25 protein-coding genes and 1 other RNA gene are annotated in these 22,732 nt (G+C 62.5%); 16 read left to right on the top strand and 10 right to left on the bottom strand.

Features of this window, described 5'->3' with window-relative positions:
- Positions 1-57: 57 nt before the first annotated feature.
- From BKX98_RS13865 to BKX98_RS13800, 14 genes are all read left to right on the top strand, one after another.
- Entirely contained in the window at positions 58-1,278 is a 1,221-nt protein-coding gene (locus BKX98_RS13865; RefSeq protein ID WP_038990359.1) for a CpaF family protein, read from the top strand.
- A gap of 2 nt (positions 1,279-1,280) precedes the next feature.
- The gene (locus BKX98_RS13860; protein ID WP_038990360.1) at positions 1,281-2,132 is read left to right on the top strand and encodes a type II secretion system F family protein; all 852 of its coding nucleotides are present in this window, start codon (positions 1,281-1,283) and stop codon (positions 2,130-2,132) included.
- The gene (locus tag BKX98_RS13855) at positions 2,129-3,070 is read left to right on the top strand and encodes a type II secretion system F family protein (RefSeq protein ID WP_066137554.1); all 942 of its coding nucleotides are present in this window, start codon (positions 2,129-2,131) and stop codon (positions 3,068-3,070) included. Before BKX98_RS13860 ends, BKX98_RS13855 begins: the two co-directional genes overlap by 4 nt.
- Before the next feature lie 63 nt (positions 3,071-3,133).
- Complete coding sequence (locus tag BKX98_RS13850; RefSeq protein ID WP_223309010.1) at positions 3,134-3,367, top strand: hypothetical protein; 234 nt, start codon at positions 3,134-3,136, stop codon at positions 3,365-3,367.
- 6 nt (positions 3,368-3,373) lie between these two features.
- Positions 3,374-3,793 carry a TadE family protein gene (locus BKX98_RS13845; protein ID WP_073707670.1) on the top strand — a complete coding sequence of 140 codons (420 nt, stop codon included), beginning with the start codon at positions 3,374-3,376 and terminating at the stop codon, positions 3,791-3,793.
- A complete protein-coding gene (locus BKX98_RS13840; protein WP_233125390.1) occupies positions 3,786-4,232 on the top strand; it encodes a hypothetical protein in 447 nt (148 codons plus the stop codon). The genes BKX98_RS13845 and BKX98_RS13840 overlap by 8 nt, the downstream gene beginning before the upstream one ends.
- Positions 4,233-4,278: 46 nt before the next feature.
- Complete coding sequence (locus BKX98_RS13835) at positions 4,279-4,680, top strand: hypothetical protein (protein WP_083586908.1); 402 nt, start codon at positions 4,279-4,281, stop codon at positions 4,678-4,680.
- Positions 4,681-4,740: 60 nt separating this feature from the next.
- Positions 4,741-5,856: a peptide chain release factor 2 gene (gene prfB / locus BKX98_RS13830; RefSeq protein ID WP_038990407.1), complete on the top strand. Its 1,116-nt coding sequence runs from the start codon at positions 4,741-4,743 to the stop codon at positions 5,854-5,856.
- Between the two features lie 280 nt (positions 5,857-6,136).
- Positions 6,137-6,934, top strand: a complete 798-nt coding sequence (ftsE, locus tag BKX98_RS13825; protein ID WP_038990409.1) for a cell division ATP-binding protein FtsE — start codon at positions 6,137-6,139, stop codon at positions 6,932-6,934.
- A complete protein-coding gene (ftsX, locus tag BKX98_RS13820; protein WP_066137562.1) occupies positions 6,931-7,845 on the top strand; it encodes a permease-like cell division protein FtsX in 915 nt (304 codons plus the stop codon). Before ftsE ends, ftsX begins: the two co-directional genes overlap by 4 nt.
- A 107-nt stretch (positions 7,846-7,952) precedes the next feature.
- A complete protein-coding gene (locus BKX98_RS13815) occupies positions 7,953-9,362 on the top strand; it encodes a M23 family metallopeptidase (protein ID WP_233125389.1) in 1,410 nt (469 codons plus the stop codon).
- A 54-nt stretch (positions 9,363-9,416) separates the two neighbouring features.
- Complete coding sequence (gene smpB, locus BKX98_RS13810; RefSeq protein WP_073707668.1) at positions 9,417-9,896, top strand: SsrA-binding protein SmpB; 480 nt, start codon at positions 9,417-9,419, stop codon at positions 9,894-9,896.
- Between the two features lie 113 nt (positions 9,897-10,009).
- Positions 10,010-10,378, top strand: a transfer-messenger RNA (tmRNA) gene (gene ssrA / locus BKX98_RS13805).
- Positions 10,379-10,554: 176 nt separating this feature from the next.
- The gene (locus BKX98_RS13800; protein WP_066137568.1) at positions 10,555-11,028 is read left to right on the top strand and encodes a DUF2568 domain-containing protein; all 474 of its coding nucleotides are present in this window, start codon (positions 10,555-10,557) and stop codon (positions 11,026-11,028) included.
- A 47-nt stretch (positions 11,029-11,075) separates the two neighbouring features.
- On the opposite strand, the gene crcB is transcribed toward BKX98_RS13800, so the two are convergent.
- From crcB to aroA, 7 genes are read right to left on the bottom strand one after another with little or no spacing between them, the layout of a single operon-like run.
- The gene (crcB, locus tag BKX98_RS13795; RefSeq protein ID WP_073707667.1) at positions 11,076-11,456 is read right to left on the bottom strand and encodes a fluoride efflux transporter CrcB; all 381 of its coding nucleotides are present in this window, start codon (positions 11,454-11,456) and stop codon (positions 11,076-11,078) included.
- Complete coding sequence (locus BKX98_RS13790) at positions 11,456-11,917, bottom strand: CrcB family protein (RefSeq protein ID WP_073707666.1); 462 nt, start codon at positions 11,915-11,917, stop codon at positions 11,456-11,458. The genes crcB and BKX98_RS13790 overlap by 1 nt, the downstream gene beginning before the upstream one ends.
- Positions 11,914-12,408: a universal stress protein gene (locus BKX98_RS13785; RefSeq protein WP_158024699.1), complete on the bottom strand. Its 495-nt coding sequence runs from the start codon at positions 12,406-12,408 to the stop codon at positions 11,914-11,916. Before BKX98_RS13785 ends, BKX98_RS13790 begins: the two co-directional genes overlap by 4 nt.
- 50 nt (positions 12,409-12,458) lie before the next feature.
- A complete protein-coding gene (locus BKX98_RS13780) occupies positions 12,459-13,088 on the bottom strand; it encodes a metal-dependent transcriptional regulator (protein ID WP_073707664.1) in 630 nt (209 codons plus the stop codon).
- Positions 13,089-13,102: 14 nt separating this feature from the next.
- Entirely contained in the window at positions 13,103-13,915 is an 813-nt protein-coding gene (locus tag BKX98_RS13775; RefSeq protein ID WP_369826795.1) for an inositol monophosphatase, read from the bottom strand.
- 7 nt (positions 13,916-13,922) lie between these two features.
- Positions 13,923-15,014, bottom strand: a complete 1,092-nt coding sequence (locus BKX98_RS13770; protein ID WP_369826792.1) for a ribosome small subunit-dependent GTPase A — start codon at positions 15,012-15,014, stop codon at positions 13,923-13,925.
- The gene (gene aroA / locus BKX98_RS13765; RefSeq protein ID WP_073707662.1) at positions 15,014-16,330 is read right to left on the bottom strand and encodes a 3-phosphoshikimate 1-carboxyvinyltransferase; all 1,317 of its coding nucleotides are present in this window, start codon (positions 16,328-16,330) and stop codon (positions 15,014-15,016) included. Before aroA ends, BKX98_RS13770 begins: the two co-directional genes overlap by 1 nt.
- Before the next feature lie 295 nt (positions 16,331-16,625).
- On the opposite strand from aroA, the gene BKX98_RS13760 reads away from it, so the two are divergent.
- Both BKX98_RS13760 and rsrA read left to right on the top strand, forming a co-directional pair.
- A complete protein-coding gene (locus BKX98_RS13760) occupies positions 16,626-17,279 on the top strand; it encodes a sigma-70 family RNA polymerase sigma factor (RefSeq protein WP_168202065.1) in 654 nt (217 codons plus the stop codon).
- 1 nt (position 17,280) lies between these two features.
- Positions 17,281-17,541, top strand: a complete 261-nt coding sequence (gene rsrA, locus BKX98_RS13755) for a mycothiol system anti-sigma-R factor (RefSeq protein WP_038990421.1) — start codon at positions 17,281-17,283, stop codon at positions 17,539-17,541.
- Between the two features lie 87 nt (positions 17,542-17,628).
- Here the strand turns inward: rsrA and BKX98_RS17420 are convergent, their stop codons facing one another.
- From BKX98_RS17420 to BKX98_RS13745, 3 genes are all read right to left on the bottom strand, one after another.
- Positions 17,629-17,703, bottom strand: a complete 75-nt coding sequence (locus tag BKX98_RS17420; RefSeq protein WP_369299107.1) for a 50S ribosomal protein bL37 — start codon at positions 17,701-17,703, stop codon at positions 17,629-17,631.
- Positions 17,704-17,801: 98 nt separating this feature from the next.
- On the bottom strand, positions 17,802-18,407 hold the full coding sequence (locus BKX98_RS13750) for a GDSL-type esterase/lipase family protein (RefSeq protein WP_038990422.1): 606 nt from the start codon (positions 18,405-18,407) through the stop codon (positions 17,802-17,804).
- Positions 18,408-18,620: 213 nt separating this feature from the next.
- On the bottom strand, positions 18,621-22,376 hold the full coding sequence (locus BKX98_RS13745; protein WP_073707710.1) for a multifunctional oxoglutarate decarboxylase/oxoglutarate dehydrogenase thiamine pyrophosphate-binding subunit/dihydrolipoyllysine-residue succinyltransferase subunit: 3,756 nt from the start codon (positions 22,374-22,376) through the stop codon (positions 18,621-18,623).
- Positions 22,377-22,732 lie beyond the last annotated feature (356 nt).

Raw genomic sequence — 22,732 nt, 5'->3', positions numbered from 1 at the left:
CTCGCCGATGGTCCCCGACTTCGGGATCCTCCAACAGGAAAGCCAAAGGAGCCAGTGGTGGATGCGCTGTCCATTGTCGAAGACGAAGTACGTGAGCTGGTCCGGCGTCGCGGATTGGACCCAGCCAAGCAGCCAGCGATGATCCGGGCCTTAATCGATGAAGTCATCCGAGACTACGACGAACGCGCATTGCTTGGAGCTGTGCCTTCACTTGGATCGCTAGAGGCCGCCCAACGTTCAGTTTTCGACAACGTGTCCGGTTTTGGACCATTGCAACCCCTGCTGGATGATCCTTCTGTCGAGGAAATTTGGGTCAATTCACCGCATCAAATTTTTTGCGCAAGGGGCGGCCAAAGCGAACTGACCCACATCCGCATGGAATCGGCCGAAATTGCAGCCCTGGTAGAACGGATGCTCAAGTCCTCTGGCAGGCGCCTGGATCTTTCCCAACCATTCGTCGACTGCCAGTTGCCCGACGGATCTCGTCTGCACGTCGTGATTCCGGATATCACCCACGAGCATTGGGCCATCAACATTCGCAAGTTCATAGCACGCGCAGGAAAGCTCGAAGACCTGGTCGAGCTCGGATCATTGAGCGAACAAGCGGCGAGATTCCTTTCCACCGCCATCGGCGCAGGTCTTAATGTCATCGTGACTGGCCCTACCCAGGCCGGAAAAACCACAATGCTCAACTGCCTGGCATCAGCGATCGGCCCCAGGGAACGAATCATCACCATCGAGGAAATTTTCGAGCTCAATCTCTCGCTACGGGATGTCGTTGCGATGCAAACACGTCTCGCCAATCTTGAAGGAACTGGCGAAATCACCATGCGCCGATTGGTCAAGGAAGCTCTGCGCATGCGCCCTGAACGCATCATTGTCGGCGAGGTTCGCGAGGCAGAGTCCTTGGATATGCTGATTGCGTTGAACTCGGGAATCGCGGGGCTGTGCACCTTGCATGCGAATTCTGCCCGTGACGCGATCACGAAAATTTGCACCTTGCCTCTGCTTGCCGGACCGAACATCACCAGCGACTTCACCATCAAGACGGTAGCCGCATGCATTGACCTAGTTGTCCATTGCGTACGAAGCCCCCAGGGCCATCGCTACGTCAACGAAATTCTCAGTGTGCGCAATCGCGTGGAGGAGGGGCAAATTGAGTCCTCGACGCTTTTCGAACGGCAGGCCGATCGCCTGCAACCGGCCAGGGGTGCTGATTGGTCGCATGAAAAGTTCGATGTAGCTGGCATCAATATTGCCGAACTGATGGCGGTGTAGCGGTGGTTGCTTTCTTTGCTCTCCTCGGCGGGCTGGGCATTGCCCTCATGGTTGACTGGTTGCTGTTTGCCCCGTGGGAGAAATCGCCTAAACGCAGCTCGGCGATCAAGAACGCATTGCTCCATGCGGGCATGAGCAATCTGGCGCCGGCAAAATTCATCGCAATTTGCGCGGTCTGCGGGCTGACTTTCGCGTTGGTGACCTTGGGACTCACCGCTTCGTGGCTCTTCGCCGTCGTGTTTTGCCTCTTTGGGTCATTTGCACCATGGGTTTATCTGCGCCATCAGGCAGCTAAACGCCACGCGGCGTTGCAAGAGCAATGGCCCGAAGTGGTTGACCACTTGCGAAGCGCCATCCGGGCAGGTCTCTCGCTTCCTGAAGCCTTGAGCCAGTTGGCAGTTGTGGGACCGGACGTATTGCGGCCTCTATTCCGGGACTTCGCCTTGGACTATCGAGCCACCGCGAACTTCTCTGTGGCACTGGACCAGCTGGGCGAACGATTGGCAGACCCGGTAGCTGACAAAATTCTCACGACATTGCGCATCACCCGTGAGGTCGGAGGCACCGACTTGGGCCATACGCTCACAACGTTGTCGGCGTTCCTGCGAGATGACGTGAGAACACGAGGAGAACTCGCGGCCAGGCAATCATGGATTGTTTCAGCAGCACGTCTGGCCGTTGCGGCGCCGTGGATCTTGCTGCTGGTCCTGGGCACCCAGGAAGCTGCGAAAGATGCGTATATGACATTCGGGGGAGTGATCGTGCTCGGCCTCGGCGTGGTGGTTTCGTTCGTCTGCTATCGAATCATGCTCCGGCTCGGTACCTTGCCGGTAGAAGAACGAGTGCTGGCATGAGCAGCTATACGTCATGGGCGGCGCTTTGCGGTTTGGGACTTGGTCTGGGTCTATGGCTGGTCTTCGTGAACCTGCCGGGCTGGCGCAGAATGGCCTTCGCTGATCGTATTGCGCCGCACGTCCGTGTTGGCGTTCGAAGCTCGCGCATGCTTGAAGACTCCTGGCACTCGGACTCCGGGCACTCGGCTTTGGGCCAGCTAGCTGCCCCCATGCTGCAACAAATCAAGAAGCTGGCTAGCTTGCACAGTCCTTCTGCCGGTACGCTCCGGAAGCGCCTGAACGCTGCAGGATTGGACATGAGCCTCGTTGACTATCGGTCCCAGGAAATCGTTTATGCTTTGGCTGGTTTGGTAGCAGGTTCTGCATTCATGGCTCTTGCTGCCGTCCAGTATCACGTTTCTTTGTTCTTGTCAGTGCTGGTTGTCATTGGTTTCGGAATTTCGGGCTACGCCTTGCGTGGTTGGTGGCTTGGCGAACAAATCCACCGGCGGTCTAGAAAAATACTGACTCAATTCCCCACCGTGGCCGAGGTGCTGGCGCTAACTGTCGGCGCGGGCGAATCCACAACGGGAGCAATCGAGAGAATCTCGCGAATCTGCCATGGAGTGATCGGCGAGGAATTCACGAAGACCTTGAACGACATTCACGCAGGTACGCCGATGGTCCAAGCTATGCAGAATATGTCTGACCGGATGCAAGTCGGGGCGATGACGCGCTTTGTCGATGCGATCGTTGTTGCCACAGAGCGGGGCACGCCCTTGGCACAGGTGCTCAGAGACCAGGCGCAGGATGTTCGCGATGCGTCGAAACGCGAACTGATGGAAGTTGCCGGAAAACGTGAAATTTCCATGCTCATCCCGGTGGTATTCGGCATTCTGCCGCTCACGATCGTTTTTGCCGTATTCCCCGGCCTAGCGTTATTGGAGATGAGCTACTGAACGGTGCATAGAAAATCTTGAACCTCTCACTTTGAATTCTTTTAGCACGTTGGAAGGGCTGTCATGAACCACGTACAACAAATGATGCTCAAACTGGCAATGCAGATCATCGCGGCCGGTGAACTACTCATTCATATGCTTTTTCCGAAACTCAGGGATAGCAGAGGCGACGTTCCGGGGTGGGTCATGATCACGCTCATGTCTGCTTTGCTGGTCGCCGCGTTGCTGGCCATCGCAGGACCTAGGCTGCAGGACCTGTTCAACCAGGCAATCGATCGAGTTTCCGGATTGGGATAACCGCGCATGAGCTTTGGTGCGCGGTCATCCGGAATTCTGCGCTCCGTGGAGCCCACGCGCAGCGAGCGCGGGTCTGCTGTAGCGGAATTTGTCATGGTGACAACGTTGCTTGTGGTGATCGCAATGACACTTGTCCAACTCGCGCTGGTTCTGCATGTGCGCAATACGCTGATTGACGCGGCTTCCAACGGCGCCCACTACGGTGCACTGGCCAATCGTTCAGCGGCCGATGCCCAAGGCAGAACCCGGACATTGATCACCGAAAGCTTGCATGGTGGATTCGCCCGTGACATTGCCGTGAGCACCACTCCAGTAGGGGACAGCCAGTTGGTTACCGTATCGGTCAGCACCCGAGTGCCATTGATCGGGCTCTTGCCCAATGGGTGGGACTTGCACGTGGAAGGAGAAGCAGTGCGTTATGGGTAAGGCCAAGAATCTGGCTACCGCCATGCATCGCAGAATTCGGGATGAAGATCGTGGAAGTGCGGTAGTGGAATTCGTTTTTGCTTCAACCGTCTTGCTGATTCCCCTGGTGTACTTGATACTGGCCGCCGGCCAGCTTCAAGGAGGCAGCTATGCCGTGGTTGGTGCTGCCGATCATGCCGCCAAGGTCTTTGCCGCCGCCGAAGACCCTGTGCAGGCGAGGAACGATGCACACGCTGTTGTGCGAAGAACCATGCACAATTTTGGGTATCGCAACGCCCGCACTTCAATTCGTTGCGAAATGGAATGCTTGAGCCCGGGCAGTGTCGTCACCGTGACTGTAGCCTTGGATGTCCCGCTGCCTTTCGTATCCGAATGGGTCGAGGCGTCCGCATTCACCGTGGATTCCTCCGCGTCGCAAAGGACTGATCGATTTGGCTAGGCCGCAACGTGCCGTCCGGAATCTGCGGAATGAGGATGGGCAATCCTTGGTGCTGGCAATCGGCCTGTGCGCCATCACATTGCTGACCATTTCCGTGGTGCTGGCAGCCAGCGCCGTCAATCTCAAAGCGCGTCAGCTGTTGTCAATTGCCGACGGAGCGGTCGTGGCTGCCGTAGACGAATTCGAGTTCGTTGCGGACAACGGCAACCCAAGGATCCAGCTCGACCAGCAACGCGTGCAGCAAGCAGTGCAGCAGTACCTGTCAGACGTTGGTGCGGCCGGCCGGGTCGAGAATCTGCGAATCGACCGGGTCCAGATCATGCCCGATGGCCAAGGCGCGAATCTCCAGTTGAGCGGTTCGGTGCAACCGCCGATAGTAGGGTGGCTAGTTCCCGGTGGAGTGCCGATATCAGTCGAATCATCCGCTCGAACCGTATTGAGCAGGTAATCACCACGTTGGCCGCCGGACTCAATGATCAGAAGCCAAATGACGTAGTCTTAGAAGACCATGGCAAAAACTGACTTCTCCGCTGAAATCCGCTCACTGCGTTCTACATTCTCCGCAATCGAAGACGTGAGCGATGTCGAGCAGATCAAAGCTGACATCGCAGTCCTCTCGGAAGAAGCGGGCGCTCCCAACCTCTGGGATGATCCGGCCGCTGCTCAAATCGTCACCAGCAAGCTATCCCATCGCCAATCCGAGCTGGAACGGCTGACTCGGCTGCAGACGCGAATCGATGATTTGGAAGTCCTGGTTGAGCTTGCCGAGCTCGAAGAAGACGACGATACGCTGGATGAAGCGGACAAGGAGCTCACCAGCATCCAGAAGGCCCTCGCTGAACTCGAGATAGTCACCCTCCTCAACGGCGAATTCGATGCCCGAGGTGCGGTTGTCACGATTCGCTCCGGTGCCGGCGGTGTTGATGCCGCGGACTTCGCGGAGATGCTCCTGCGCATGTACCTGCGTTGGGCTGAACGCCGTGGATACAAGGCCACTGTCATGGACACTTCGTACGCCGAAGAAGCCGGCCTCAAATCGGCAACCTTTGAAATTGATGCCCCGTATGCCTTCGGCACGCTCTCAGTAGAAGCCGGTACCCACCGCCTGGTGCGCATCTCGCCATTCGATAATCAGGGTCGTCGCCAGACATCGTTTGCGGCCGTGGAAGTTGTGCCGCTGATTGAGCAGACCGACACTATCGAAATCCCGGAATCTGAAATCCGCGTGGACGTGTTCCGCTCCTCGGGGCCTGGCGGCCAGAGCGTCAACACCACCGACTCCGCGGTACGCATGACGCATATTCCTACCGGCGTCGTCGTCTCGATGCAGAACGAGAAATCGCAGATCCAGAACCGTGCCGCCGCGCTTCGAGTTCTGCAGTCGCGCTTGCTGCTCTTGAAGAAGGAGCAGGAGGACGCGCAGAAGAAGGAACTCGCCGGCGACGTGAAGGCATCTTGGGGTGACCAAATGCGCTCCTACGTGCTCAACCCGTATCAAATGGTCAAGGACCTGCGAACCGAACATGAAGTGGGCAACACCCAGGCGGTGCTTGACGGTGAAATCGACGATTTCATCGATGCAGGCATCCGCTGGCGTGCAGGACAACGCCGACCAAGCAAGTAGGCGGTCTCGCTGACACTGACCGCGGTGGACGCTTCTGTCATGCAGGGTGTAAGCATCATCACCGTTGCGGATCCTGCTGCGCCAATTACAGCTAGTCATGCCGAAGCTGCGCACTTCGCGTTAGCTGGACGTACGGCATGAATCTTGCAACACGCCTTATATTTCGGCTGGTTCGCAACCTTGCACCGATAGTGTTTGGAAGACTGGCGCATCAATAGACGTTTGATCTCGAGATTGGTGTTCGTGGGTCGCGCCCCGACGAAGACTAGCGATTGAAGACATGATTAAATTCGAAAACGTCTCGATGGTTTACGAGCCGAAGCAGCAGAATGCGGCTTTGGACGAGGTAAGCATCGAGATAGACCGTGGCGAATTCGCCTTCCTGGTTGGTGAATCCGGTTCGGGTAAGTCGACCTTCCTCAGCTTGGTGCTGCGCGAAAAGCGCTCCACCGACGGATCCGTCTACGTGGCCGGACAGAACCTCAACCGCATACCGAGCCGTCGTGTGCCCAAGCTGCGCCGCGACATTGGATTCGTTTTCCAGGACTTCCGCCTCTTGCGTGAGCGTACGGTCTTCGACAACGTCGCGTTCGCCATGGAAGTCATCGGTGCCTCCCGTGCCCAGATCCGCGAGCGAGTGCCGGACGCATTGAAAATGGTCGGCCTCGAAGACAAAGCACGCCGCAAGCCAACCGAGCTTTCCGGTGGCGAGCAGCAACGCGTTGGCATTGCCCGCGCCATTGTGAACAGGCCGTCGATCCTGCTGGCCGATGAGCCTACTGGCAACCTTGACCGCAAGAACAGCATCGAAGTGATGAACGTGCTCAATCGCATCAACCAGAACGGCACGACCGTCCTGATGGCTACGCACGCGCACGAGCTGGTGAGCGAATACCGCCACCGCGTTATTGAACTGAAACGCGGACGAGTCATCCGCGATGAAATTGATGGCCAGTACACGCCGATGACCACTGTGGTGAACCAGGACGGCTCGCGTGAACTGCTCGTCGGCGATTCGGCCGTGGAATACGACGAAGAATCGCAGGTTGCCGAGGATAAGAAGGACGAGGACCAGTGAGACTAGGATTTATTCTCCGCGAAGCGGCGAAGGGCCTGCGGCAAAACGTCGTCATGGTTGTTTCCGTGGTGCTGGTGACCTTCGTATCGTTGACCTTCGTTGGCGCTTCGGTATTGCTTCAGCTCCAGATCAACCAGATGAAGGGCTACTGGTACGACCGCATGGAAGTCGCGGTGTACCTCTGCGATGACACGAGCACCTCACCGAACTGTGCCGGCAGTGCGGTCACCGAGGAACAGCGGCAGGACATCGAGGAGATGCTCAAGTCCGAGCAGCTCGCCCCATACATCAAGGAATTCGCCTACGAATCCAAGGAACAGGCGTACGAGAACTTCCTTGACCAATACGAGAACTCCGCGTTGGTCGACCAAGTCACTGCAGAACAACTTCCCGAATCCTTCCGCGTCGCACTCGTTGATCCGGAAAAGTATCCGGTGATCAACGAAGCGTTCTCCACCGTTGACGGCGTTGACTCGGTAATCGACCAACGCGAACTGCTTGAAAAGGTATTCCAGTTGGTGCGCGTGGCTTCCGCTGCCGCCGCCGTCGTGGCAATCGTGATGATTGTTTGCGCGGTGCTGCTCACCGGGACGACCATTCAGCTCTCGGCCATGCACCGGCGGCTCGAAACAACCATCATGCGGCTGGTCGGCGCTTCGAAAGCAACGATTCAATTGCCATTCATCATCGAAGGCGTGATCGCGTCGCTGATTGGCGGCCTGCTGGCTTCGGGCACCCTGTGGTTGCTGCTGAAGTTCCTCGTTGAGGACAAGTTGGCCAACGAAAACGTCGGTGTAGCGTTCATCTCTACCACCGAAATATGGCTAGTTGCTCCGATACTCTTGATTATTGGTATCGTTTTGGCCACAATTTCATCAGTGGTAACGTTGAAGCGTTACCTGAAGGTTTAGCCGAAACGTTATCTAGGCTTGAACTGAAGTACGCAATTTCTTAAAGGAGCTTTATGCTGTCGAACGCCGTGCGACGTAAATTCTTACGCGCCTCTATCGGTGGAGCTATGGCTCTTGCGCTCACTCTGCCAGCAGGCCTTGTGGTCGCTGACGAGCTTGACGACAAGAAAGCTCAGGTCGAGAAGAACATCGAAAACCTCGAGACCGACATGGAATTCCTGGATGCCGACATCCAGGAAACCGACAAGAAATTGCGTGACCAGCAGGCGCAGGTACCCATTGCCCAGCAGGCATTGGCTGACGCGCAAAGCCGCGTAGCCAATGCCCAGGCCACCCTCTCCGATCTGAACAACCGCTTGATCAGCGCGCAGGCGACTCGTGATGAAGTGGCCCAGCAGATCGAAGAAAACGCTGCGAAACTGTCCGAAGCGGAGGACGCGATGGCGCAGATCGCCGCGGAAGCCTATAAGCGCGGCGGTGTCTCGGGCGGGCTGGACATGATCCTCAACATGGATTCGGCAACCAAGATGGCCGACGGTCTGGACATGGCCAATCGTGCCATGGAATCCCAGAATGCCGCATACAACGATTTGGCCCAGGAACAGGCCAATAACGAAAGCAACAAGCTTCGCCTGGTTGCCGTGGAGAAGGAAATCTCCTCGCTGAAAGCCCAGGCAGAGGAAGCTTTGGCGCAGGAGCAGGCAGCGCGAGATGCTGCGCAGAACGCCAAGAACGAGCTGGATGCACTGGTAGCCAGCACCGAAGCGCTCAGCGCCGAACTCGAAGCGCAGAAGCCGCGCATCCAGGCGAAGCTGGAATCGCAGCAGAAGGAATACGCTGCGGTCAATCAGCAGATCAAGGAACGCCAGGAGCGCCTGATCCGGGAAGCCGCCGAGCGCAAGCGCAAGGCAGAAGAAAAGGCGCGTCGCGAAGCAGCGGCCGAGCGAAAGCGCATCGCTGAGGAAAAGGCCGCCTACGAGGCTGAGCAGGAGCGCAAGGCTGCCGAAGCCCGAGCGGAGAAAAAAACCTACAAGAAGAAGCCCTACGTTGCACCGAAATCCCAGCCGAAGTCTTCGGACTACGCTGAGCCAAGTAGCTGGGGATTGATTAAGCCGACCACCAGCAACCGTTTGACCTCGACCTTCGGATGGCGCCCAACGCCAGCCGGAACCATCGATTACGGTGGCCGCGGCGGCTATGTGCACGCGGGTATCGACTGGGGCTTCGGCGGCCAGTGCGGCTCGCCCATTACGGCGGCAGCATCCGGCGAAGTCTGGATGGCCGGGTGGGGTGGATCCTCGGGCAACAAGGTCACCATTTCGCATGGAGTCATCAAGGGCAAGGCCCTGGCCACCAACTACCACCATATGTCCCGCATCGCGGTCAGTGTCGGCCAGCATGTGAAGCAGGGCCAGATCATCGGCTACGTTGGCACCACCGGCAATTCGACTGGCTGCCATCTGCACTTCGAAACGATCATCAATGGATCACATGTGAACCCATTGGGACTTCTCTAGCGCTAGACTTGTAGTCTGTGCGCGGGAATCCGCCCGCGACATGCAAGGAGTAACGTGGCTAAGAAGAACCAAGAAGATCGAGTCATCGCGAGCAACCGCAAGGCGCGCCACGATTTTGAAATCCTCGACACCTTCGAAGCTGGCATGGTGCTCACCGGTACCGAAGTGAAGTCGCTGCGCGAAGGCAAAGCTTCGCTCGTTGACGGTTTCGGCCAGTTCTACCGCGGAGAGCTGTACATCGAGAATGTCTACATTCCCGAGTACCTCAACGGATCGTGGACCAATCATGCGGCTCGTCGTCGGCGAAAGCTCTTGCTGCACCGCCAGGAACTGCTCAAGATCGAGCGCAAGATCGGCGAAGCCGGCCTGACTGTCGTACCGCTGAGCTTGTACTTCAAATCGGGTCGGGCGAAGCTGGAAATCGGTGTCGCCCGCGGTAAGCGCGAGTACGACAAGCGGCAGGCCCTGCGCGAAAAGCAGGATAACCGCGAAGCATTGCGTGCCATGCGCGAACGCAACCGCGGCAACGCGTAAGCAGAGGTTGTGGCGCATTTCGCATTGGGGCAACCCGGCGTGATGCGCTATGATTGATGAACACGCCCTAGGGTGTGGTTGCATCCGGGAAACCGGGACTGACAACAAAATACGGGGATGATCGGTTTCGACGGTGTGAGTCGCGACAGATGAAGCGGGCCGAGGACGCAAAGTTATCTCGTAAACGCTCTTTGCAAACCAATAAGTGCCGAATCAAAGCGCACTGACTTCGCTCTCGCTGCCTAAGCAGCCAGACAGTCCGTTAGCCAGGGGACGCTATCGCCCCTGTTCCTAACGTCATTTAGATAGCCAATGTATTCAGCAGTTGTTGCCGCTGCTGGGTACACATTCAGGCAACTGTGCCCGGATCAACCACTTGTTTGCGTGATGGTTGGGGCAGAGAAAATCCACAGCAAACTGCGCCCGGAGAAGACCTGGCAACACCACATCGGACGGGAGTTCAATTCTCCCCATCTCCACAAATTCCGGCTCCGGATCCAAGCCCACAAGCTTGGATCCGGAGCTTTTTGCTTGCCTTGAAGTCAGCCGCCGCATCGCGAGCCTGTTCGCGGGATGGAGAATTTGCACATAGACTTGAGATGAAAGTCGAAGGCATTTGAAATGCCGCGTGCGCAGAAACGGAGTGAGATTGAAGTCGATGGGTAAAAAAAGTTCCCAGCGGGTATCGCCTTTCCTCTCAGCAACCTATGCCGCAGTGGCTTTCCTCTTGGAAGTCGGGCTGCTGTTCGCGGCGGCACTCGCAGCTATCGCCTTCATCCCCTGGCCGACCATTCCAGCAATACTCGTCGTGGTCATTCCGCTGCTGATCCTGTGGTCGATCTTCTTCTCACCGAAGGCAGTCATCAAGCTGCGGCTGCGCACCCGCCTGCTCTTGATCCATATCATCTACCTCATCGGCGCCTACGTGCTTTGGCTGAGCGTCGACCATTCCTTCTATGACCAGTCCCAGATCTGGGCGATTGCGATGCTCTCGTTGACCGGTATCAGCGCCATATTGGTCATCGCCACTGGAGGGTACGTAGTTCCGCACGATCGCACCAAGCGGCCGCCGAAGGACCTTCCCAACCGGGCCCGGACGGGCGCACCCAAGGGACGCCGCGCAGCACGCTAACGAACGGCACATGCCAAGCCTTCCGGCTTGGCATGTGCTGTTTCCGGCTAGAAGAGCCCAGCCAGCTGGAAGCCGAGCCACGCGGCAAGCACGGCTCCAACCAGCGTGCCCAGGGCGTTGGCCAGGCTCGCCGCGATGCGGCCTGACTGCAGCAGCCGGACCGTTTCGAAGCTGGCCGTGGAAAACGTCGTGTAGCCGCCGAGCAGTCCCGTACCGATGGCCGCCAGCCATTGCGCAGACAGCAGCTGCTGGGCCAGCAGCCCGGTCAGCAGGCCGAGGGCGAAGGAGCCTGAAAGGTTGACCAGGATCGTCCCCCAAGGCAGAGGGGCGGGAAGCCACCGCCTGATCAGGGCATCAAGCACGAAACGCAGGCAGGCGCCAAGGCCGCCGCAGAGCGCAACCGTGAAAAACAAGCCGGGGGAGAGCACTACCGGGCTCCTCCCGCTGTTCGGGCCGCACGCCTCGCCGCGAGGGCAATGCCGCACCAGGTAGCCAAAGCGCCGCAGATCACCGTGGGCAGAGCATAGGCCAGCGCCGGGAGCACCGCACTGGATGAGAACAGCAGCATGCTGTCGGTGGCCAGCGCACTGTAGGTGGTGAAGCCGCCCATGAAACCGGTGCCCAGCAGCAAGCGCTGCCGGCGGCGCCGTCCCTCGCTGCCGCCGCCGTGCGACAGCGCCTCCAGCAGCAGGCCGAGCAGGAAGGCTCCCAGCATGTTGGCGGCGAAAATCGCGATCGGGAAACCGCCAGCGGAAGGCAGCAGCAGGCCCAGTCCTTGCCGGGCGGCTGTCCCGGCGGCGCCGCCAAGGAACACCAGCAGCAAGGAACCCGGGGCCAGGGAAGAAGGCGGCACGGTGTTCTGCGCGCTGCGCGATGGCGGAGGGGTCATGAACTCTGGATCTGTTCTGCTCGGCGGGCGGGGAGTGGCGGGACCAGAAGCACCGGATGGCGCTGGCGGTGCGTCAGATGCAACGCCACGGAGCCGTTGAGCAGCTCGCGGATGACGTTGGCCATGGATCGCTGGCGGACTCCGAGCACGATCAGCGCCGCATCATGCCGCACGGCAAGCCGCGCCAGCTGCTGCCCTGGCCCGCCAGCGGTGGCGTGCGCCTGCCAGTGGACTTCCGTGCCCGCAAGCTGGGCGTCGAGCTGGAGCAGCAGCTCCTGCGGGAAGCGGACGATGGCTTCCTCACCGGATTCGGGATCCAGCGGTGCGCTGCGTACGGTGCCGTCGGGCAGTTCTTCGAGAGGGTAGCCGGTGGCATCGACATGCACGCACAGCAGCCCGGTGCCCAGTGAGCCAGCCAATTGCGCGGCAGTGGCCAGCACGTGGGGATCGAACCGGTCGGGCACGCCGAGAATGATCGGTCGCTGCTCCATCCGGCCTCCCTGGGGTCTTGGGCTGTTCTTCATTCTCGCACAGCCCGCAGCTAGGCCTTGCGCACCCAGATCAGCGAGGCCTCGATGAAATCCAGCTGATGCGGCAGCTCGATCCCCGCCCCGGGCACCAGGCCCTGGACGGCGGCACGGCGCAGGAACTGCGGATCCTCGTCGCTGATCCGGTCGATGACCGCTCTGCTTCCGGTGAAGCGGTCCAGCCGGATCGCGGCAGACACCGGCAAGGTCCCGTCGGCGCTGGGGATCGCATCTCCGTGCGGGTCATGGCGCGGGTGGCCCAGCCGGGCATCCAGGGCGTTGATGAACCGGTCGGTGACGGTGTGCTCCAGGGCCTCGGCCTCGTCGTGGACCTCGTCCCAGCCGTAGCCCAGCTCGTCGCGCAGGAAGGTCTCCAGCAGCCGGTGGCGGCGCACCATGCGCAGCGCCTCGCGCCGCCCGGTCTCGCTGAGCGTGATCGCCCCGCGCGGCACGTGGTTCACCAGCTCCTTGGCGGCGAGCTTTTGCACCATGGCGGTGGCCGAGGCGGGGGACAGGCCCAGCTGGTCGGCCAGCGCACCGGTGCCGACTTCGGCGTCTTCCCATTCGGTGAGCGCGTACAGCGCCTTGAGGTAGTCCTCTTCGCTGGTGGTCAGGCCGGCCGGTCCGCGGCGTGCAGGTGCCATGATCGTCCCGGCGCCTAGCTGCGGTTCAGGTAGGGCAGGATCGCCTCGTGCAGCTTTCCGTTGCTGGCCAGCGCGTTGCCGCCATGGCAGCCTTCCGCCCCGGCCACCGAGGTGAAGCGGCCACCGGCCTCGCGCACCACCGGCACCAGCGCTGCCATGTCGTAGAGCTCCAGCTCTGGTTCGAAGGCGGCGTCGACCGCGCCTTCGGCCACCAGCGCGTAGGAGAGGAAATCCCCGTAGCCGCGGGTGCGCCAGGCGGTGCCCAGCAGCTCCAGCAGGCCATCTAGCTTGCCGGCGTCCTTCCAGCCGTTCAGCGAGGCGTAGGACAGCGAGGAGTCTTCCAGCGCGCTGACCGAGGAGACGGCGAGGCGGCGGGTGGCGGTGGCCCCGGAGGCGGTGCCCGGTTCGCTGACGTAGGCGCCCAGGCCGGTGGCCGCATGCCAGCGGCGGGTCATCGCCGGGGCGGAAATGACGCCGAGCACCGGCTCGTCGTCGATGAGCAGCGCGATCAGCGTGGCCCACACCGGCACGCGGCGCACGAAGTTCTTCGTCCCGTCGATCGGGTCGATGACCCAGCGCCGGGCCGAATCTCCGTGCACGCCGAACTCCTCGCCGAGCACCGAGTCGCCGGGGCGGTGGGCTGCCAGTTCGGCCAGGATCAGCTGCTCGGCGCCGCGATCGGCATCGGAGACCGGGGTCATGTCCGGCTTGGATTCGACTACCAGGTCGTTGGCGCCGTAGCGGGCCAGGGTGAAGGCGTCGACCTTGTCGGCCAATGCCAGGGCGAAGTCGAGATCTTGTTGCAGGGTGTATTCAGCCATGGTTATGCGGCGGCTACTGCGCGCCGAGCTCCTTTTCGTGCGTGGTTTCCTCGGTGGTGACCAGCCGGCGGTAGGAGGCCAGGCGGTTGGCCGCCTGGCTGCCTTCGGACTCGGCGGCCCAGGCTTCCAGCGCGCAGCCGGCCTCGCCGGCCGCATGGGTGCAGCCGCGCGGGCAGCCGGTGGCGATCTCGGCCAGGTCCTCGAAGGCGGCCAGGATATTGTCCGGATCCACCAGCCCCAGCCCGAAGGAGCGGATGCCCGGGGTGTCGATCAGCCAGGAGCCGGGGGTGCCGCCCAGGCGCAGGGCCAGCGCGTTCGAGGAGGTGTGCCGTCCGCGGCCGGTGACCGCGTTGACGTGCCCGGTGGCGCGGGTAGACCCGGTCAGGGCGTTGACCAGGGTGGACTTGCCCACCCCGGAGTGGCCGAGCACCACCGAGACGCAGCCGGAGAGCAGCTGCTCCAGTTCGGCCAGGGCACCGGCATCCAGCCGGGCGCTGGAGCCGTCGGCGCTGCGGGCGTCGATGCCCGAGGCCTCGGCCGCGGTGGTGCGGGAGATGACCACGGGGAAGTCCAGCCCCTCGTAGTGGGTGAGGAACTCGGCCGGGTCCTTCACATCGGCCTTGGTCACGCAAAGCACCGGCTGGATGCCGGCGTCGTAGGCGGCGACCAGCGCGCGGTCCACGAAGCCGGTGCGCGGCTCGGGGTTCGCGGCGGCGACGACGATGACCAGCTTGTCCACATTGGCCACGACCACGCGCTCGGTGGCATCGGTGTCATCGGCGCTGCGGCGCAGCAGGGTGCTGCGCTGTTCGATGCGCACCAGCCGGGCCAGGGTGTCGGGCTTGCCGGAGGTGTCGCCGACCAGCCCCACCAGGTCCCCGGGCACGATCGCCTGGCGGCGCAGCTCGCGGGCGCGGGCGGCGATGACGATGCGCTCGGTGGCGGTGTCCTCGTCGAGGATCGCAGTATAGCGGCCGCGGTCCACGGTGATGATGCGGCCGATCACCGCCTGCTCGTGGGCCGGTCGGTCCTTGGTGCGCGGACGGCTGCCCTTCTTGTTCGGGCGCACGCGCACCGAGGACTCGTCGTAGTCGGAGTAGCGCATCAGCCCTGGGCCTTTGCGGTAGCGGCCATGGCGCTCCACAACTGCGGGAAGTCGGGCATGGTCTTCGCGGTGGTGGCGATGTTCTGCACGCGCACCCCGTCGATGGCCAGGCCCAGCAGGGCGCCGGCGGTGGCCATGCGGTGATCCTCGTAGGACTCGATATCCGCGGCCCGCAGCGGCCCTGGGACGATGTGCAGCGCGTCGGCGGTCGCGGTGACGCGCGCGCCGACCTTCGATAATTCGGCTTCCAGCGCGGCCAGCCGATCGGTTTCATGCCCGCGCAGGTGCCCGATGCCGCTCAGCGTGCTCGGCGCATCGGCCAGCACGCACAGGGCGGCCAGGGTCGGGGCCAGCTCGGAGGCGTCGGCGTAGTCGATCCCGCGGATTGTTCCGGTGCCGCGCACGCAAAGCACGCCGTCATCGCCCAAGCTTGCCTGAGCGCCCATGGCGGTCAGGATCTCGACCCACTTGCCGCCCACCTGGGTGGTCTTCGCGGGCCAGAAGGGCACGCGCACGGTGCCGGCGGTGGCCAGCGCGGCGGCCAGGAACGGGCCGGCGTTGGACAGGTCGGGCTCGACGGTGACGGTGAAGCCCTTCAGCTGCCCCGGTGCGATGCGCCAGCCGCGCGCATCGGCATCGACCTGCACGTCCACGCCGAGCTCGCGCAGGGTCTGCACCGTCATCGCGATGTGGTCGGGCGAGGCGATCGGCCCCGGCGCGGCGCGCAGCGCCAGCCCGCCGGGCAGGGCCTGGCCGACCAGCAGCAGCGCCGAGATGAACTGCGAGCTGCCCGAGGCGTCGATGACCACTTCGGCGTCCTGCTTCATGGCGCTGGCATCGATGGTGAAGGGCAGCATTCCGGCGGCGCCGGCGTAGTCGATGCGGGCGCCGAGGTCCGACAGCGCGTCGAGCACCGGGGCCATCGGGCGCACGCGGGCCGCCTCGTCGCCGTCGAAGGCCACCGTGGCGCCGGCGACGGCGGCCAGCGGGGGCACGAAGCGCATCACCGTGCCGGCCAGGCCGCAGTCGATGGACAGCGGGCCGGCGGCCAGCTGGCCCGGGGTGATGACCACGGTGGTGGAGCCATCGGCCTGCCCGATGCGCTCGATTCCAGCCCCGAACTCGGCCAGGGCGCGCAGCATCAGCTCGGTGTCGCGGCTGATCAGCGTGTTGTGGATGGTGGAGGGGGAGGAGGCCAGGGCCGCAAGGATCAGATACCGGTTGGTCAGCGACTTCGACGCGGGCACCTGCACGGTGGCATCCAGGCCGGTGGCGGCGAAGGGCGCCGCCCACCAGTTCTCTTCTGCCTCGTGCAGCTGGTTGGGTCGGTTGCCGGGGGCGCTTGCGGTGCTGATTGGTAGATCCTTCGGCTCGATGCTTCACTTCGGGGGCGCTGGCAGCGCTTGAAGCACTGTGCGCCCACTGCTTAATCCTAGCCGAGATCGGTGCGGGAATAAGGTTTGCGCCCGGTTGGTTATGCCTAGTGTGACGATACGACAGGACACTTCAAGTGCCGGCGGCACCGCCTGCGCGCTGGTCGAGGCCCCGCGCCCGGCCCGGGCCCGTGCTGGCGCGCGCATAAAGCCGGTTGAACGCGTAGACTCGGCAGTGATGAATAACGAGAGCGTGGACGAGAATTTGCCCGATGCGGCCTCTGAGTCCGAACAGCAGCGCCGCGAACGCTTCGAGCGTGACGCGATGCAGTACGTGGACCAGCTCTATTCGGCTGCCCTGCGCATGGCGCGCAACCCGTCGGATGCCGAAGATCTGGTGCAGGAGGCCTACACCAAGGCCTATTCCGCGTTCCACCAGTACAAGCCTGGCACCAACCTCAAGGCGTGGCTGTACCGGATCCTGACCAACACGTACATCAACCTGTACCGCAAGCGCCAGCGCGAACCGCTGCGCACCTCCACCGACACGGTCGAGGATTGGCAGATGGCACAGGCCATGGAGCATTCGCCGACCGGCTTGCGTTCGGCCGAGGCCGAAGCGCTGGACCACCTTCCGGATTCGGATGTGAAGGCCGCGCTGCAGTCGATCGGCGAGGATTTCCGCATGGCCGTGTACTTCGTGGATGTCGAGGGCTTCAGCTACAAGGAAGCCAGCGAGATCCTGGGCGTGCCGATCGGCACCGTGATGTCCAGGTTGCATCGTGGACGAAAGAATTTGAGGGAATTGCTGGCGGATTACGCCGCGGATCGCGGGATCGCCACCGGCACCCAGAGCAAGAGCGCCGCCAAGGCCGAACGAGGAGCGAAATAGGATGGATTGCAATTCATTGGGTGATTGCGCCGATGACCGCATCGTCCGCATCTACGAGTACCTTGACGGCGCGCTGACGCTCGATGACCTCAAGGAGGTCAAGTCTCATCTGGAAGGCTGCCCGGAATGCACCGAGCAGTACGATCTGGAGTGCATCATCCGCTCGGTGGTGCGCCGCAGCTGCCAGGAGCATGCCCCGCAGACCCTGAAGGCCAGCATCATTGCGCGGATTTCACAGATCCGCGTGGAGTCGGGGCACTAGCCCGGCACCGCTAGCAAGGCAAAGAGAAACCCCGCATCTTTCGAGAAGATCTCGAAGGGTACGGGGTTCTTTTCATATTCGCTTCGCTTAGCTGTTTGGGCGCTTGCCGTGGTTGGCACCGCCACGCTTGCGATCGCGACGCTTACGAGCGCGCTTCGACATGGTGACTCCTTAGAGGGATCAATAGTACTTCCCGAAAATTCGGGCCGGCTCATAGTCTTTCACACTTCCGGCCCATTTTCCTAACGGACCGGACCGGCTCAGCTATCGCCCGGCTCGGGCAAGTCCAGCCAGGAATACCAGCCGCGGTGCAGCACCAGCCAGGCCATCAGGCCGTACCCGGCCTGGCCGGGCACGCCGCCGGAGGCGTTCAGGTCCGCACGCCACTGGGCATGGGCACGCAGCGGGGTGAAGGTATCGACGTAGTGGTGATTGCGGCGCAGCGCCACATCCGAGTACACCCGGTTCAGCTCCGCCACGCGCTGGTTGCGCGCATCGTCCAAGCCGGGGGCCGGGCCGACCAGCAGCGCCTTGATGTTCATCTGCGAGGCCGAATCCAGGATGTTGGCCAGGTTCAGCCGGCTTCGCGCGGTGGTGACGTCCAGGTCGACGTCGCGGTCGGACAGTGCGATGACCAGGCGGTTCTCGTACTGGTCGCTGAAGCGGCGGGAGGCTTCGCCCAGCCAGCGCTCGGCCAGCGACTCGGATCCCTCGGCCGGTGCGGCCAGGACGAAGGACTGCAGGCGCAGCGCCGGATCCTGGGTGCGGGCCATGACCCGGCCGAACCAGCCCAGGCCTCGCGGGTCGCCATGCCCGGCCAGCAGCTCATCTCCGATTGCGGTAATGCGGATTGTGCGTAACTCCAACTGGGCGACCTTTCGTTGGCTCAAAATGATGAATCGATCCCCACCTTAGCAGTCGGATCGCCGGCATCGGGGGAGGCGGCCAGTGGTTGAACCCCACAATTCCCTGCGAGAATCCGGTGCCGGGGTTAAAGCGCTGTGCCGGCGAACCTCCGAGGTCAACCCCCCCGGTCGGTTCGCCGGCACAGCTGGCTAGCAGCGTTCAGCCGATGCTGGTTAGCGGGCGAAAGCCTGCTGGATCAGCACTGCGTTTTCTGCTTCGTGGCGCTTGGCGGTACCGGCCGAGGTGGCAGCCGATGCCGGGCGCGAAACGAGCTTGATCTTGCGATCGAGCTGCGGCACCACGTAGAGGCCGAAGAACGGCCATGGGCCCTGGTTCGCAGGCTCGTCCTGGACCCACGAAACCTCGGCGTTCGGGTACTTGGCCAGCTCGGCGGCGATCTGCTCGGCCGGAGCCGGGTAGAGCTGCTCGACGCGCACCAGTGCGGTCTTGGTGTCGTTCGCCTTGGTGCGGGCTGCCAGCAGGTCGTAGTACACGCGGCCCGAGCACAGCAGCACCTTGTCCACGGCGTTCGCATCGGTGATCGACGCATCGCCGATGACCTCGCGGAAGCCGCCGGTGGTGAAGTCCTCCACGGCGCTGGCGGCTGCCTTCAGGCGAAGCAGCTGCTTCGGGGTGAAGACGATCAGCGGCTTGCGCGGACGGGCGTAGGCCTGGCGGCGCAGCAGGTGGAAGTGGTTGGCGCCGGTGGACGGCTGGGCCACGACCATGTTGTTCTCCGCGCACAGCTGCAGGAAGCGCTCGATGCGGGCCGAGGAGTGGTCCGGGCCCTGGCCTTCGTAGCCGTGCGGCAGCAGCATGACCAGCGAGGAGGACTGCGACCACTTCTGCTCGGCGGAGGAGATGAACTCGTCGATCACGGTCTGCGCGCCGTTGACGAAGTCGCCGAACTGGGCTTCCCACATGACCAGCGCATCCGGGCGCTCTACCGAGTAGCCGTACTCGAAGCCGAGGGCGGCGTATTCGGAGAGCAGCGAGTCGTAGATCCACAGCGGAGCCTGGTCCTCGGACAGGCCCTTCAGCGGGTACCACTCGTTGTCGTTCTCGCGGTCGTGGAAGACTGCGTGGCGCTGCACGAAGGTGCCGCGGCGCGAGTCCTGGCCTGCCAGGCGGACCGGCACGCCTTCCATGGTCAGGCTGCCCAGGGCTGCCAGCTCGGCGAAGCCCCAGTCGATGCCGCCTTCGCGGGACATCTTCTCGCGGCGCTCCAGCAGCGACTTCAGCTTGGTGTGCATGGTGAAGCCTTCTGGGATGTCCAGGTGGGCGGCACCGATCTTGGCCAGCGTCTGCTCGGAGATGGCCGAGCCGCGGGCGCCGTCGACGGTGTTCTCGTCGGCGGCCTGCGCGAATGGCTTCTCCAGGTCGTTGATGGTCGAGCCCGGGGTGATGATCGGGATCGGGGAGGTCTGGGCGGCATGCGTCTCGGCGAAGATGCGCTCCAGGTTCTCCTTGTACTCGGCCAGCACGTTCTCGGCTTCTTCCTGCGTGATGTCGCCGCGGCCGACCAGGGCCTCGGTGTACAGCTTGCGGGTTGAGCGCTTGGCTTCGATCAGGTTGTACATGATCGGCTGGGTCATCGACGGGTCGTCGCCCTCGTTGTGGCCGCGGCGGCGGTAGCACACCAGGTCGATGACGACGTCCTTGCCGAACTTCTGGCGGTACTCGAAGGCCAGCTGGCCCACGTGCACCACTGCCTCCGGGTCATCCCCGTTGACGTGGAAGATCGGAGCCTGCACGGTGCGGGCCACGTCGGTGGCGTAGACCGAGGAGCGCGAGGAGCTCGGCGCGGTGGTGAAGCCGATCTGGTTGTTCACGATCACGTGCACGGTGCCGCCGGTCTTGTAGCCCGGCAGCTGGCTCATTGCCAGCACCTCGGAAACCACGCCCTGGCCTGCGAAGGCGGCGTCGCCGTGGACCAGGATCGGCAGCACGGTGTTCTTCTGCTCCAGCCGGTCCAGCTTGGCGCGGGTAATGCCCTCGAGCACCGGATCGACCGCTTCCAGGTGCGATGGGTTGGCAGCCAGGTAGATCTTGGTCTGGTTGCCGGCGTCCGAGGTGTACGAGCCCTCGGTGCCCAGGTGGTACTTCACATCGCCTGAGCCCTGGACCGAGCCCGGGGTGGCGGTGCCTTCGAATTCGCGGAAGACCTGTGCGTAGGTCTTGCCAGCGATGTTGGTCAGCACGTTCAGGCGGCCGCGATGGGCCATGCCGATCGCAACCTCGTTGAGCTGCTCATCGGCGGCGTCGGAGATGATCGCATCCAGCAGCGGAATCAGCGATTCGCCGCCTTCCAGCGAGAAGCGTTTCTGGCCGACGAACTTGGTCTGCAGGAAGGTCTCGAAGGCCTCGGCGGAGTTCAGCTTGCTCAGGATGCGCAGCTGCTCTTCGCGGCTTGGCTTGGCGTAGCCGGATTCCAGCTTCGCCTGGAACCATTCGCGCTCTTCCGGGTTCTGCAGGTGCATGTACTCGGTGCCAATGGTGCGGCAGTAGGCATCGCGCAGCACGCCGAGGATGTCGCGCAGCAGCGCGCGGTCCTTGCCGCCCAAGCCGCCGGCCAGCCATTCGCGGTCCAGGTCCCACAGGGTCAGGCCGTAGGACTTGATGTCCAGGTCCGGGTGCTTGCGCTGGACGTATTCCAGCGGGTTGGTGTCGGCCATCAGGTGGCCGCGCACGCGGTAGGAATTGATCAGGTGCTGGATGCGGGCGACCTTGTTGACCTGCAGGTCGATGTCGACCTGGTTGTCGACGGCCCAGCGGACCGGCTCGTAAGGGATGCGCAGCTGCTCGAAGATCTCGTCGTAGAAGCCCTGCTCGCCCAGCAGCAGCGACTCGACCAGCTTCAGGAACTCGCCCGAACCTGCACCCTGGATGACGCGGTGGTCGTAGGTGGAGGTCAGGGTGATGTGCTTGCCGATGCCCAGGCGGGCCACGGTCTTCTCCGAGGAGCCGCGGTATTCGGCCGGGTATTCCAGTGCGCCAACGCCGATGATCGCGGCCTGGCCCTTGGACAGGCGGGGCACCGAGTGCACGGTGCCGATGCCGCCGGGGTTGGTCAGCGAGACGGTGGTGCCTGCGTAGTCGTCAGCGGTCAGCTTGTTGCCGCGGGCGCGCTTGATCAAATCTTCGTAGGTGGCCCAGAATTCGTTGAAGCTCAGGGTCTCGGCGGCCTTGATGTTCGGCACGGCCAGCATGCGGGTGCCATCCGGCTTCGGCATGTCGATGGCGATGCCGAAGTTCACGTGAGCCGGCTGGATCGCGGTCGGCTTCTTGTCGATCACGTCGTAGGTGACGTTCATCGACGGGATCTGCTTCAGCGCACGGATCACGGCGAAGCCGATCAGATGGGTGAAGGAGATCTTGCCGCCGCGGGCGCGCTTGAGATGGTTGTTGATGACAATGCGGTTGTCGATCATCACCTTGGCCGGCACGGCACGCACGGTGGTTGCGGTAGGAACGGTGAGCGAGGCATCCATGTTGGTTGCGATGGCCTTCATCGGCCCGCGCAGCGGGGTGCGCTTCTCCTCGCCGTAAAGTTCGGTGGACGGCGTGGCCTTCGGGGCCTGTGCCGGGATCGGGGCAGTCTTCGGAGCTGGCTCAGCCTTCTTGGCTTCAGCGGCCGGAGCTGGTGCTGCCGTGGCAGCCGGCGCTGGTTCGGTGGCACGGGCCTGGGCGGCGGCGCGTGGTGCGCCCTGCCCGTTGGCAGCTGGTGCTGCCGCGGCTGCCGCTGCTGGTGCCGGCTGCGCTGCCGGTGCTGCGGGTTCCTTCTTTTCGGCGGCGAGAGATTCGAAAATATCCCACCATTTCTTATCAACCGAGTTCTTGTCGACGAGATACTGTTCGAACAGCTCGTCTACTAGCCACTCGTTTCCACCAAACTCTTCGGTCAGCCGGTGGTGTGCTTGCTCTGGCACGTGCAACGCCTCTTCCCTGATTTCTACGTTGTTCTAGCTTGAGCCGGTGGTCTTTCGAGGACGTGATACGACCACTGCGGCCCACAAGATTTCTAGACCTGCGCACCAGTCTAGTGACTTTTTCTCCCACTTGGCCACGGGACGTATCTAATCTCACGAAAGTGTCGCGTATAACATGCCGTTCAGCGTATCCGCGGCACCGCTGAACGAGCATGTGTCGAAGTCGTGCGCAACAGCACTTCGTTCGATAGACTGATGCGCACTATGGAATCTCACTCTCCAAGCCGGTGTGCCGCCCACGGGCGCAGTGCCGGCCACAACAGTCCATGTTCAGGAAGTTCCGCCTCCCGTTTGGA

It is taken from the genome of Glutamicibacter sp. 0426 (genome assembly GCF_001906485.1).
GTDB classification, from domain to species: domain Bacteria; phylum Actinomycetota; class Actinomycetes; order Actinomycetales; family Micrococcaceae; genus Glutamicibacter; species Glutamicibacter nicotianae.
The sequence above is the reverse complement of the archived record's forward strand: the minus strand, read 5'-3'. Positions and strand labels throughout refer to the sequence as shown.